Here is a 13,347-nt window from a genome sequence, read left to right on the forward strand (position 1 = left end):
ACGATGTCCATACTTAACAAAAAACAGATACAATATATCATCTTTGGCGTCATTGCCGTTTTGCTGCCTATTTTAACACAGGCAAAAGGCTCTACGATAACATTGCTTGCATCCATTGGCATTACAGCCATCGCAACATTAGGCTTCAATGTGTTGCTCGGATTCTCAGGGCAAATCTCTTTAGGACATGGTGCGTTTATGGGGCTTGGTGCGTATATATCGGCCTATTTCGTTTCACAAATGGAACTGCCGTTTTTCCTGTCGTTGGCACTTGCGGCGATTATCCCATTTCTCGTCGGTTTCATATTGGGGCTTATTGCATTAAGACTTGAAGGCCATTACTTGGCAATTGCGACTTTAGGGTTTGCAGTGGTTATTGAAGAAATCTTTGCTGAGCTTTCAGAATTTACAGGTGGATGGTCTGGGACGAAGACAACTTACCCGATCATCTTTGGGCATAAGTTTGATAAATTAAGTGTGTATATTCTCATTATTATCATTTTGGTGATCTTAATGATCCTGACGTATAACTTCATGAAATCTGCAACAGGGCGTGCACTCGTCGCAATGAAGAAAAGTGAACATGCAGCCCAGGCGATGGGCGTCAGCCTTTTTAAATATAAATTGCTGGCATTTTCCATCAGTACGATGTATGCGGGGATTGCGGGGAGCTTATATATTCACTTCTTCAGGTTTGCAGAGCCAAAACTCTGGGGTATTACGCTTTCGCTAGATCTCTTGGCAGCTGCTGTTATTGGCGGTCTGGGAACAATTGGCGGTGCCGTGGTCGGGGTCGCATTTCTAAAAGTGTTGCCGACTGTATTGCAGATGCTGCCAGTGTTTGGTGACTTTGACGGTTTGGCTTTTGTGTTGACCGGCGTTGCCATCGTCGTCTTTGTCATGTTCTATCCAAGAGGGCTCATTAATATACCAAATGATCTCTATCACAAATTTTTCAAGCGGAAGCGGGCAGAAAATGAGGAGGTGAAGGCATGATGAATTCGGTACTCAAGGTAGAAAACCTCTCGATTAGTTTTGGCGGATTGAAAGCTGTTGACGATCTCAGTTTTGAAATAGGTGATAAGATGATCTACGGTTTAATCGGCCCCAATGGTGCCGGAAAGACAACAGTCTTCAACTGTATTACAAAATTCTATACGCCTAATTCAGGGAAAGTGACTTTTAAAACGAATACAGGTGAACAAATCAACCTGCTTGAGCACAGTGTCCATCAAATTATCAATTACGGATTGGCGAGAACATTCCAGAATGTCGAGTTAATTAATGATCTCAGCATCATTGATAATCTCTTGATTGGTGCCCATTCACAATACAAGACGTCAGCGCTCCAGCAAGCATTTTTAACGCCGAGAGCACGACGTGAAGAAAAAGAACACCGTGGCCGCGCGATGGATATTTTGAACCAACTGGGACTTGCTGACAAGGCGAATGAAATTGCAGGTTCTCAACCGTATGGCGTGCTTAAAAATGTAGAGCTCGCCAGAACACTAATGTCTAGGCCAAAGCTCATTATTATTGATGAACCGGCGGCCGGATTGAATGAAACAGAAACCGAAGCGCTGGCTGAAATGATAAAAAAGATTAGAGACTACTATCATTGTGCAGTATTAATGGTTGAGCATGATATGGGGCTCGTCATGAGTACTTGTGAACGCATTTGTGCGATTAACTTCGGCAAGAAATTGGCTGAGGGAACGCCGGATGAGATTAAACAGAATAAGGAAGTTCAAGAAGCGTATTTGGGAAAGGATGATGACGATGCTGAAAATTAAAAACATTCACGCTGCTTATGGCAACATTAAAGCGGTCAAGGGCATTGACATCGACGTTCCAAGTGGCAAAATCGTCGCACTGCTGGGATCAAACGGTGCCGGCAAGACGACGACGCTTAAGGCGATTTCAGGTTTAATGCCGCTGGAAAAGGGGGCGATTGAACTTGATGAGGTGCCCATTCACAGTATGGCGCCGGAGAAGATTGCCGGACTCGGCATTGTTCAGTCCCCTGAGGGAAGGCAAATCTTTACATCGCTAACGGTTGAGGAGAATTTAAAGGTCGGTGCTTTTACTGAAAAGAGCCGTGAAGCCGTTGATATGCGGATGAAAAGCATTTTTGGCTATTTTCCAAGACTTGAAGAACGTCGAAAACAAATTGCGGGGACATTGTCTGGCGGCGAACAGCAGATGCTGGCCATTGGGCGTGCACTGATGGCAAATCCTAAAGTGTTGCTTTTAGATGAGCCATCCCTTGGGTTGGCGCCGCTGATTGTCAAAGATATCTTCCAAATTGTCAAGCGGTTAAACGATGAAGGCGTCACGATTTTAATCGTTGAGCAAAATGCATTACAAACCCTAAAAATTGCAGATTATGCCTATGTTATGGAAACGGGCAAGATCATCTTAGAGGGTGCCGGCAAAGATTTACTACAGGATGAGAAGGTAATTGAAGCTTATCTTGGAGGAAATAGATAATTAAAACTTGGGAGGAGAATGAACATGAATTTAAAAAGATCATTAGTGATGGTACTCGTTATCATGCTTGCTGCAATGGCATTCACAGGCTGTGGTTCACAGGAAACACCTGCTGCATCAAGTGGATCGTCATCATCTTCAAGCGCTGGAGAAACATCGGCAGAAGCACCTGCTGAAGAAACGGCTCAAGGCGTTACAGACGACAAAATTCTCATAGGGAACAGCGCTGCGACAAGTGGTGCATTTGCCCCTATCGGCTTACCATTCATTCATGGTATTGAATCCTATCTCGCATATGTCAACGAAGGTGGCGGCGTAGACGGCAGACAGATTGAATTTCTTCATTATGATGATGAGTTTGACCCTGCATTAACGTCACAGTACCTTGAAAAACTCATTTATGAAGATGAAGTCTTTGCGATTGTCGGTCACTTTGGTTCGCCATGTATCGCGGCAACACTTCCTGACCTTGAAGATTCAGGTATTCCTGCGGTATACTTTGCAGGTGGCGTTGCAGATCTTTATTCAACGGATGATCCTGATCGCAACATTTATCCAGTACAACCAATTTATCCGTATGAAGGCAAAATCATGGCAGCTTATGCCGTTAGTTATTTTGATGCTAAAACGGTTGGTATTATCTATACGAACAACGAAGCTGGCCTAAATACTTACGAAGGCATTAAAGAGCAGCTGGCTGAATACCCAGATATTCAAGTCGTTGCAGAAGAATCAGTATCACCAGGTCTTACTGATGCAACAGCACAAGTCCTTAAAGTAAAAGAAGCAAATCCAGATGTTTTGGTTATTCCTTCACTTTCAGCTGAACTTGCACCTGTTATTAAAACCATGGAACAACAAGGCCTCACGGATGTACCAATTGTTACAACTTACTCTAACGTATCAAGTGTTTTCGTTGACAGCAATTACAACGAAGCACCAAATACAATGGACAATCTCTACGGTTTGGGATGGGTTGACCTCGAAGGCAATCCAGCAGTTTGGGATGAATTTACAAAATATATGACAGAGCTTGGCTATGAAGATGAACTCAACGCATATTCTGCTACAGGCTGGATTGCAGGGAACTTCTTCTCAGAAGGTGTCCGCCGTGTTGCAGAATCCGGTGAAGTGCTGACTTGGGAAAACTATATGAATGCACTTGAAGATGCGCCAATCAGCAACCCATTTGGTGGTTCAATAGATTTCTCAGATGGGATGAGAACCGGTACACAGCAAATGGTTCTTTCACGCGTTGATGTAAACAGTCCTTCAAAATGGACAGCTGTATCTGGCTTCAACGGTGTTGATGATTTAAAATAGGCATTGGATGTCACCGCTTGCATTGCAAGCGGTGACCCATAAGAGAAGGTGGCAGTATGATCGATTTTGAATTTAAAAAAATGCAAATAGGCAATGAAATCTTAGCATATCGAGAAGGCGGCGAAGGTGATAGAATCCTTATTTTAGTCCATGGCAATATGTCATCATCACTGCACTTTGATCAATTGATGCTGAGGCTGAAAGACGATTTTAAAATTTACGCACCTGATCTGAGGGGGTTTGGCCACTCGTCCTATCACGAGCGATTTGATTCACTGAAAACGCTAAGCGAAGATTTAGAACACTTTGTAGAAAAGCTGCGATTGAAGGATTTTGAGCTCTTGGGATGGTCAACGGGGGGTGGCATATGCATGCAATTTGCCGCAGACAATCCAGATTTGGTGAACCGCCTTATATTGGTTGAAAGTGTTGGGCTCATGGGCTATCCTATAAATAAGAAGGATGCGTCGGGTGCGCCGATTCCAGATCAGTTTTTAATGACGAAGGAAGAAGTGGAAGCGGACCCGATTCAAGTCAAACCAGTACTTGATGCGCTTGCAGCCAAAGACGGTGATTTTTACAAAGCACTTTGGAATGGTGCCATTTACAATGTTGGCAATATTCCAAAGCCGGAATTATATGAACAGTATGTAGCAGAAATGTTATTACAGCGCAACCTCGTCGATGTTGATTATGCCCTGATGTATTTTAACATCTCCGATGAGACCAATGCTTACGGCAAGGGAACGGGTGATGTCAACCGCATTCAATGTGAAGCTGATATTATTCAGGGCAAAGACGATCTCGTCGTACCGGCCTATATGGGCGAGGGGATTTATAAGGCGTTATCGCCAAAGGCCACTTACCATAATCTTGAGAAAAGCGGTCATAATCCCATGGTTGATCAATTGGACGAGTTGGTGCGCATCATTAAGAAATGATTGGAGTACAGCATGCCATATTTAACATTTGAGGGAAAGAAAGTTTATTTTGAAAAGCATGGTGAGGGTGAGCAGACGCTGATGTTTCTCAACGGCATTATGATGAGTACGGCGAGTTGGCAGGCATTTGTCGATTATTTTTCAAAGCGCTATACACTGGTCTTAATCGACTTCTTTGATCAGGGAAAATCAGAGTATCTCGAAGGTGCTTCCTATACGCAGGATCTTCAGGTTTCGCTGGTGGCGCATGCCATTGAAGCGCTATCGCTTCAAAGGGTACTGCTCGTCGGCATCTCTTATGGCGGTGAAGTTGCGATGAAAGTTGCAGCACGACACGGCAGCGCTTTAGAAGGACTGGTGCTCGCCAATACGACTGCTTATACAGACCCTCAGCTCAAAACGATCGGCGACAGCTGGAATTACGCTGCATCGACGCGAGACGGCAGTATTTTCTTCAAAGCGACGATCCCTCCGATTTATTCGGCGACTTTTTATGAAGCGAAGCTCGACTGGCTCACGGCAAGAGAAAAAATGTTTACGGAAAATTTGACACCGGCATGGTATGATGGTTTTACAAGACTCGTCGACAGTGCGGCAAAGCATAATGCACTTGAAGAACTTGCTGCAATTACCTGTCCTGTCCTCCTCATTGGAGCCGATCAGGATCAGATAACGCCGCTCAGATGTCAACGACAGCTGCAATCGATGCTCAAGGACGCGAAATTTGCGGTTATTCAGGGATGCGGTCATGCTTCCATGTATGAAAAACCCACAGAATTCGTGGCATTGATTGATGGCTTCGCGCAAGTAATGTCGACGTCGTTTAATATTCTTTAGGAAAAAAACGCAGTGAATGGTTATATTAATAAGTCTTACGCATTGGTATCGGTAAGATGGTTGGTGGATACCTGCTTAAGTGCAGGGACATTCATTTTTTAAAGGATGGCAGTTAGTGCATCGTTAAAGAGGTTGTTGCATAAACGTTTGTTTGTGAAACAGCCTCTTTTGCTATTATGTAAATGCCACATGTACGATAAGATCAATTGTCATTAATCGCTGAGACGAAAACGTAAATTGAATTATCGCCAAGATAGATTATAATAGTAAAGTAAGCATTCAAAGAAATATGGTGCCCCTATAGCGTAACGAAGCGCTTACCCATAGACTGCTTACAAACAATTGGATATTAAGTGTATGGACTTTAAGGCGAGTATAAATTTACTACGAAACAAAGGCGAAAATTATCACAAGGTTTAATACAGGACAGTTGAGGACATCATGAAAAACAAATTTGCAAAAGAATTGGGTATGCTGGGGGTTATCGGCATCCTCATTAAAATTATCGGTTCCTTCTACAGGGTGCCGCTAGCTTACATTATGAGTGAAGAGGCGGTAAGCTACTATGCCATTGCCTATCCATGGTACCTGACACTCATTGTCATTTCCACAACAGCATTGCCGGCAGTTGTGTCAAAACTCACAGCAGAAGCAAGTGCGCTTGGTGATGAGACGCTGCAATACGATACCTTTGTTATTGCCAAAAAGCTCATGATGCTGTTCGGCGGTTTTACGCTATTGTGCTTGAGCGTTGGTGCGAAAGGGATTACAGCCTTTTTAGGCTATCCCCAAAGTTTTAATTCATTTGTCGTTCTTGGGATTGCATCTTTCTTCGTTGCACTGAACTCAGCTTACAGAGGGCTTTTTCAAGGGACACAGCATATGAACCATTTTGGCTATTCACAGCTGGTTGAGCAATTGGGCAGAGTGTGCCTTGGATTACTAATGGTTTGGGGCTTTGTAAAAATCGGCTTGGGAGATGGTATGGTAGCGGCAGCAGGGACATCAGGCGCCGCTTACGGTGCCATTGTAAGCTGGCTCTTTGCCCTCTGGGTCTACAAAAGGGAATATAAGCCGCATAAGGCGTTACTAAGAGATCACCAAGCGCTTGTGAAGCATATCATCAAGATGGCTATCCCCATTGCATTGGGGGCTTCGATTTTCCCGCTCCTGACGATTATTGATTCGACGATGGTGATTGCAAGACTGCGTGCGACGGGTTTTGGCGATGAGGCGGGGGTTATGTACACCTATCTGTCATTTTATGGCGCGCCGATCATCGGCATTGCCGAAGCGGTGATCATTGCTCTACAGGTCAGTCTGCTGCCAATGATTTCAAGAAGCTTTACATTAAAGGATTCGAGACTGGATCGTCAAATTTATTTGGGCATTCGGCTGTCTGTATTTATTGGACTGCCAATGTCGCTGGGCATGGCTGGATTATCTGAACCCATCTTGCTGTTGCTGTATCCTTCAAAAGCTGAACTGATGGGAGATGCAGGTGTTGTCTTAATGTGGCTGGGACTCGGCGTCGTCTTTTTATCTGTTTATCAAGCGACGACCGGCATGCTTCAAGGCGTCGGCAAGTATAAAATACCGGTGATTAACCTTGTCATTGGCGCATGTGTGAAAGTCGTGCTCGGCTATGTACTGCTGGGAATTCCGTCAATTAATGTCAATGGTGCTGCGATTTCGACGCTGGTGGCGTACACAATCGCGGCTGTACTGAATGTTATCGCCCTGACGAAGACGGTGGTGATGCCTCGGGGATTTATACTGCAAATGATCAAAATTGTGATTGCCAATGTGGCAATGCTGGCAGTAGCCAAAGAAAGCTTCAGATTGATGACGCCGATTATTGGCTTTCGATTAGGTCTTATTACATCTATTTTACTGGCAGCGATCACATATGTTATTTTAACATTCCTGCTTAAATTGATTGTCAAACAAGATTTAGAAAATATGGAAGGACATCATTCAACCTTATGAAAAACAAATTTGCAAAGCAATTAGGATTTTTAGGCATCGTGGGTATCTTAATTAAGATTATCGGTGCATTGTATCGCGTGCCGCTTGGCAACTTTATGACAAATAATGCGGTGACGTATTACGCAATTGCCTATCCGTGGTATACGGCACTGATTGTCATTTCAACGTCTGCCTTGCCTGCTGTCATTGCAAAGCTAACAGCTGAGGCCGGTGCAAAAACGGCGATGGATGAGCAACTGACGATCTTTGAAGTCAGCAAACGTTTAATGATGCTCTTTGGTATTTTCACCTTTATATTCCTCATTTTAGGGGCTAAGATCATCTCTGGTATCAATGGTTATCCTGAAAGCGTCTATTCGTTTTACGTCTTGGGGATCGCATCTTTCTTTGTTGCGCTCAATGCAGCATACCGTGGGTTCTTTCAAGGAACGCAGCATTTAGAGTGGTTTGGTATTTCACAACTCTTAGAGCAGCTTGGTCGTGTTATTTGCGGTTTGCTGGCCGTTGCGGCTATGGTAATCTTTACTGGTGTCGATGCTTATACGGCAGCAGCAGGAACTTCGGGCGCGGCATTCGGTGCTGTTGTAAGCTGGATATATTCCACTAGTCGCTATAAAAAGAGCTATAAGCGCGTCACTGTGAAGCTGAGTGACTATAAGCCGTTGATTGTTAAAGTTATCAAAATGGTAATCCCCATCGCTATAGGCGCATCAATTATGCCGCTCCTATCGATTATTGATTCAACCATGATCGTCGCACGGCTGCGTTCCATTGGCTTTGGAGATCAGTCTGGCGTTATGTTTACCTATATTCAGTTTTATTCGGTACCGATTATCAATTTAGCGCAAGTGATTTTCACAGCGCTTCAAGTTAGTCTCCTGCCGATGATTACCCGTGCTTATACGGTTAAGCATCCAAAGCTCGCCGAAAAAGTATATTATGGCGTTCTGCTGTCCATTGCACTTGGACTTCCTATGGGGCTCGGCATTTTTGGGTTTGCAGAGCAGATTTTATTATTTTTATACCCGGCGAAAGCAGAAACCATTGTTGAAGCGACCCCGGTACTTGCGATTCTAGGCCTTGGCGTCGTCTTTTTATCAATTTATCAAGCCAGTACGGGGATCCTGCAAGGGCTTGATCAGTATAAGAAACCTGTGCGCAATCTCTTTGTTGGGGCTGTCGTCAAAATTATTCTGGCCTATATTCTTTTGGGAATGGTAGATGTCAATATCAAAGGAGCGGCGATTTCGACACTTACAGCGTATGCGATTGCGGCGCTTCTCAACTTATCCGTACTTTTCAAAGGGCTTAAGTGTCCGGCGGTTATTTTGAAAAAGGGTGCCGGGGTTATTGCTGCCAATATCGTGATGATCGTTTCTGCTAAGGGACTATATGCGATTGTTTCACAGCATGCCGGCATGCGCGTTTCGTTACTGCTCAGTATTCTTGCGGCAGTTGTGATCTATGCGCTTTTGATCTTCAAAACAAACCTTATTTCGCTGAAAGCGCTACAGGCTTTTGAAGAAGAGCCTTTTGAAGAAGAGCCTTTTGAAGAAGAGCCTTTTGAAGCAGCAGATCAAGATATGACTTTAGAAAATAATGAAAGTGCATCAATGAAAGCGGCAGTGTCTGAAACAGAATCGGAAGCAGTTCAAGATAAATCAAAGGAAAGCGAAAACAAATAGGAAACGAAAACAAATTAAGAAGTCAAAGTAAGAATGCTCAATCGTATAAAGACAGCATTAAAAACGCCCGCGGTTTGAAACTGCGGGCGTTTAATATATCAATGATCGCTAAATTAGAATGTTGCGTGATATGATTTAGCTTTTTATGTCTATTTTAAAGATTTAATGGGACGTTCTTTAATCACTTTAATGTAGTTGACCTGCGGATCTTCCATCCCTGTAAGAATACTGTGAGATGCTTTAAACAGCTTAACCTGTGCCACGACGGATTCGTTGATGCGTTCGCCATAGCTGACCACCGGAATTCCCGGAGGGTAGGCCATGATCGCTTCACCGCTGATACGGCCGACGCTGTCTTCAAAGCGTACCATCTCCTTTTCAGCATAAAAGGCATCACGCGGTGTCATAACGACTTTCGGAAAGTGAAGGTCAATCTTTTGATAGTCGAGACGGCCGCGGTTAAAACGCTTGCTGATATCTTTCAATGCAGCAATCAATGCGTTTGCATTGTCATAAGTGTCGCCAACGCTGAAAATCGCGAGGGAGTTGTACATGTCGCCGGTTTCCATTTGAATATTGTACTCATCGCGGAGAAGGTCGTATAGCTCCATGCCGTTAAGTCCCATATCACGCGTTGTAACAGAGAGCTTTGTCGTATCGAATTTAAAGATGCCGGGTGTGCCCACCGCTTCGTAGCCGATGCAGTAACAGCCTGGGATATCGTTAATCGCTGCCCGTGTATAGTCTGCAATTTCCATAACATGCGAGAGGACTTCACGACCTTCTGTCGCCAGCATTTTTCTGGCGACATCCAGTGATCCCATCAGTAAATAAGAGGGGCTGGTCGTCTGCATGAGGTTAATGACTTTGCGAACATACATTGGATCAACACGCTTTGCGTTGACGAGCAGTGCTGAGCTTTGTGTCAATGAGCCGCCGGTCTTGTGAAGGCTGACGGCGGCCATATCGGCACCAGCCTGCATGGCGCTCATGGGGAAGTCCTCATGAAATGAAAAGTGGGTTCCGTGCGCTTCATCGACGATAACTGTGAGATCATTGCGATGACAATAGTCGACGAGCTCGGCAAGATTGCAAGTTGCGCCATAGTACGTCGGGTTGACGATCAGGACAGTTTTGGCTTCCGGATGTGCTTCGTGCGCCTCGATGAGACTTTCGATGGTGACATTATGGCAGACGCCCATTTCATCGTCGATAACGGGATTCATGTAAACGGGTTCCGCACCGCAGAGAATGAGGCCGTTAATGGCTGATTTATGTGAATTCCTTGGTAAAATGATTTTTTGTCCGCAGGTAACGGTTGCCATAATCATTGCCTGAACGGCAAATGAAGTACCGCCGACGATGAAAAAGGCATTATCGGCACCAAAGGCATCGGCCATAAGGGCTTCGCCTTCTTTAATAACACTGACGGGATTGCCAAGGAAGTCGAGTGGTTTCATTGAATTAACGTCGAGTTCCATCATGGCTTCGCCAAAGTAATTTGTATATTCGTTAAGGCCTTTGCCGTGTTTGTGACCGGGAACGTCAAAGGGAACGACGTTTTTTTCCCGATACGCTTTCATTGCGCTAAAGACCGGTGTTTTCGTTTGATCTAGTAAATGTTTCATTTATCGTCTCCTCTCCTGCATGGATTTTAAAATGATTTCCTTTATAATTGCCAATGATTGATTTTTATATTAAACGTATTTGCAAATGTAAAATCTTAATGATAGACGGGGGTGTGAGGAGAAATATAAGTCCAGAATAATATTGTGGACGACTCTGTTAAATAGCCGTCGTATACCGTGTGAATTCTCATGTGGACCCCCTTCTTTAAATTTCCGTTATTTTACTTAAAATATTAACCCTTAAGTATACTAATACTAATTTTTTCACAAGTTCAATTATAACAGAAAATTATAGAAATACTAGTGTTTTGTCAATTTTTTTTGAAGATTTTTTCAGATGCCGTTTTCGCGTTTTTGAGTTTAAAATATTAAGGCATTTCCTTTCTAAAACCAAACTTTTGCAGAAATTATTAGAAAATTCGGACGGATTTTGCCGTGACATGCCCTGCATAAAAAACCACTGCACTTTTAGGCGGTTGTGTGCAAACGATGATAAAGTGTCAGAAGTCGCCTTTTATTTATGCGCTATTTGTGCAAAAAAAAACAAACGCTTTTGAATGGCGGTCAAAAGCGTTTGTCCGAGTGACACACAGATGTACAAATTTCGAAATGAAAGCGATGCTGTTCATTTCGCTAAAGCAATAAGTATTAAAGAAAATTGATTTGAGGGTATTGGTAGATTACCCTAAAAATTAACATTTAAACAAAAAAAGAAAAAAAGACTTTTTTTAAATTAATTTTTTTTAAAATATTGACAAAAAGCGGTTTTATCGTTATAATCACTGGTAATTAAATGATTCTTTAAACACGTTTTGTTTCATTTAACCACAATTTGATAGACCATCAAAAGATGTTGATGGAGACTGTCGCAATTTTTAACGTTTTAGCGAGCCGCAGTATGGTGAAAGTGTGGTAACGGGCCTTTGTGATTATCCCTCCTGAATCGGAATTCTGAAAGCATTATAAGAGTAGGAGTTCTCGGGTTCTCCCGTTATCGAGATAAGGTTCGCCGAAAGGCCGACTGTAATAAAGTGTAGCTTTTAGCTAAATCAGGGTGGTACCGCGGAAAAATTTTCGTCCCTATAGTCAAGTCAATTGATTATAGGGACTTTTTAATACCTCTAAATCAAGAACTTGAACCTAAAAATTTGGGTCTGATATCCGGTTAGATGATTGATTGGGAGGTCAATATGGTTAAGAAAATTTATGCGAGCACAGAGAATGGTGTACACTCATTGATGAACGTCGTCAGCACACTAAGAAGAAAAGAATTTGACGTGGTGGGCGTCAGTATGGATTATGTGGATGATCAAAAAGCGGAACTTTGTATCACACTTCGGGAAAAAGCAAAACTCAACGCGGAGTATGCGAAGTACCAGCTTGAGAAAATAATAGACATTCAAAATATTATGATTGGTGGAGGAGAACAGTAATGAGAGCTTATTACAAGGAAGACGTCGCAACACAATTGCTAAATGACAAGAAAGTAGCGGTAATTGGTTACGGATCGCAAGGTCACGCACATGCTTTAAATATGAAGGATAGTGGTGTCAATGTTTGTGTCGGTTTATACGAAGGCAGCAAGTCGAAAGCGAAAGCTGAAGCAGAGGGTCTTGAAGTACTTTCAGTATCGGAAGCTGTAAAACAGTCTGATGTTGTTATGATCTTGATTCCCGATGAGAAACAACGCAAAGTTTACGAAGCAGAAATTAAGCCATACTTAACAGCAGGCAAGGCACTGGCTTTTGCACATGGCTTTAATATTCACTTTACGCAAATTACGCCAAGCAAAGATGTTGATGTCTTCATGGTAGCGCCAAAAGGTCCTGGTCACCTAGTAAGACGCGTCTACCAAGATGGCAAAGGCGTGCCATGTCTGTTTGCCGTTTATCAAGATGCAACAGGCAATGCCACTTCACTGGCGCTTGAATATGCAAATGCCATTGGTGGTACAAGAGCTGGTGTTATGGAAACGACGTTCCAAGAAGAAACAGAAACGGATCTCTTCGGTGAACAAGCTGTATTATGCGGTGGTGTTTCTTCGCTGATCAAAGCTGGTTTTGAGACGCTTGTCAATGCTGGTTACCAACCGGAAGTTGCATACTTTGAATGTGTCCATGAAATGAAGCTCATCGTAGACTTGATTTATGAAGGCGGTTTTGAAAAAATGCGCTACTCTGTCAGTGATACAGCTGAGTATGGCGATTATATGATTGGACCTCGTATTATTACGGATGATACAAAAGCTGAAATGCGCCAAGTCTTAAAAGAAATCCAAACTGGCGAATTTGCACAAAAATTCTTATTGGAAAATGAATTAAATCGTCCAATGTACAATCGAATCGTAGCAAATGAGCTCGAACATCCGGTTGTAGAAGTCGGTAGACGTCTTAGAAAGATGATGGCTTGGGTCGAAGAGGAATAATCGGCTAAAGCACTGTTATGTTAAGGGGA

General features: G+C 43.3%; 11 protein-coding genes and 1 other annotated feature. Of the genes, 10 read left to right on the top strand and 1 reads right to left on the bottom strand.

The features are described from left to right. The first annotated feature begins 3 nt into the window (after positions 1–3). From KHM83_RS15760 to KHM83_RS15795, 8 genes are all read left to right on the top strand, one after another. On the top strand, positions 4–996 hold the full coding sequence (locus KHM83_RS15760) for a branched-chain amino acid ABC transporter permease (protein ID WP_213238000.1): 993 nt from the start codon (positions 4–6) through the stop codon (positions 994–996). After that, the gene (locus KHM83_RS15765) at positions 993–1,793 is read left to right on the top strand and encodes an ABC transporter ATP-binding protein (protein WP_213238001.1); all 801 of its coding nucleotides are present in this window, start codon (positions 993–995) and stop codon (positions 1,791–1,793) included. The genes KHM83_RS15760 and KHM83_RS15765 overlap by 4 nt, the downstream gene beginning before the upstream one ends. Next, the gene (locus KHM83_RS15770; protein ID WP_213238002.1) at positions 1,780–2,490 is read left to right on the top strand and encodes an ABC transporter ATP-binding protein; all 711 of its coding nucleotides are present in this window, start codon (positions 1,780–1,782) and stop codon (positions 2,488–2,490) included. Before KHM83_RS15765 ends, KHM83_RS15770 begins: the two co-directional genes overlap by 14 nt. A 24-nt stretch (positions 2,491–2,514) precedes the next feature. Then, on the top strand, positions 2,515–3,813 hold the full coding sequence (locus KHM83_RS15775) for an ABC transporter substrate-binding protein (RefSeq protein ID WP_213238003.1): 1,299 nt from the start codon (positions 2,515–2,517) through the stop codon (positions 3,811–3,813). Between the two features lie 56 nt (positions 3,814–3,869). Continuing rightward, the gene (phaZ, locus tag KHM83_RS15780) at positions 3,870–4,754 is read left to right on the top strand and encodes an intracellular short-chain-length polyhydroxyalkanoate depolymerase (protein ID WP_213238004.1); all 885 of its coding nucleotides are present in this window, start codon (positions 3,870–3,872) and stop codon (positions 4,752–4,754) included. 12 nt (positions 4,755–4,766) lie between these two features. After that, entirely contained in the window at positions 4,767–5,591 is an 825-nt protein-coding gene (locus tag KHM83_RS15785) for an alpha/beta fold hydrolase (protein WP_213238005.1), read from the top strand. 441 nt (positions 5,592–6,032) lie between these two features. Then, positions 6,033–7,580 (top strand): putative polysaccharide biosynthesis protein, encoded by a 1,548-nt coding sequence (locus tag KHM83_RS15790; RefSeq protein WP_213238006.1) that lies wholly within the window; start codon positions 6,033–6,035, stop codon positions 7,578–7,580. Continuing rightward, positions 7,577–9,265, top strand: a complete 1,689-nt coding sequence (locus KHM83_RS15795; protein ID WP_213238007.1) for a polysaccharide biosynthesis protein — start codon at positions 7,577–7,579, stop codon at positions 9,263–9,265. The genes KHM83_RS15790 and KHM83_RS15795 overlap by 4 nt, the downstream gene beginning before the upstream one ends. 149 nt (positions 9,266–9,414) lie before the next feature. Here KHM83_RS15795 and KHM83_RS15800 read toward each other — a convergent pair whose 3' ends face one another. Then, positions 9,415–10,893 carry an aminotransferase class I/II-fold pyridoxal phosphate-dependent enzyme gene (locus KHM83_RS15800; RefSeq protein ID WP_213238008.1) on the bottom strand — a complete coding sequence of 493 codons (1,479 nt, stop codon included), beginning with the start codon at positions 10,891–10,893 and terminating at the stop codon, positions 9,415–9,417. Positions 10,894–11,737: 844 nt separating this feature from the next. Continuing rightward, positions 11,738–11,978 (top strand) — a binding site (T-box leader). A gap of 105 nt (positions 11,979–12,083) precedes the next feature. Between KHM83_RS15800 and KHM83_RS15805 the strand changes: the two genes are divergently transcribed. After that, complete coding sequence (locus KHM83_RS15805; protein ID WP_213238009.1) at positions 12,084–12,326, top strand: hypothetical protein; 243 nt, start codon at positions 12,084–12,086, stop codon at positions 12,324–12,326. Continuing rightward, positions 12,326–13,318 carry a ketol-acid reductoisomerase gene (ilvC, locus tag KHM83_RS15810; RefSeq protein WP_213238010.1) on the top strand — a complete coding sequence of 331 codons (993 nt, stop codon included), beginning with the start codon at positions 12,326–12,328 and terminating at the stop codon, positions 13,316–13,318. Before KHM83_RS15805 ends, ilvC begins: the two co-directional genes overlap by 1 nt. Positions 13,319–13,347: the final 29 nt, after the last annotated feature.

It is taken from the genome of Fusibacter paucivorans (assembly GCF_018390735.1).
Classification (GTDB): domain Bacteria; phylum Bacillota; class Clostridia; order Peptostreptococcales; family Acidaminobacteraceae; genus Fusibacter; species Fusibacter paucivorans.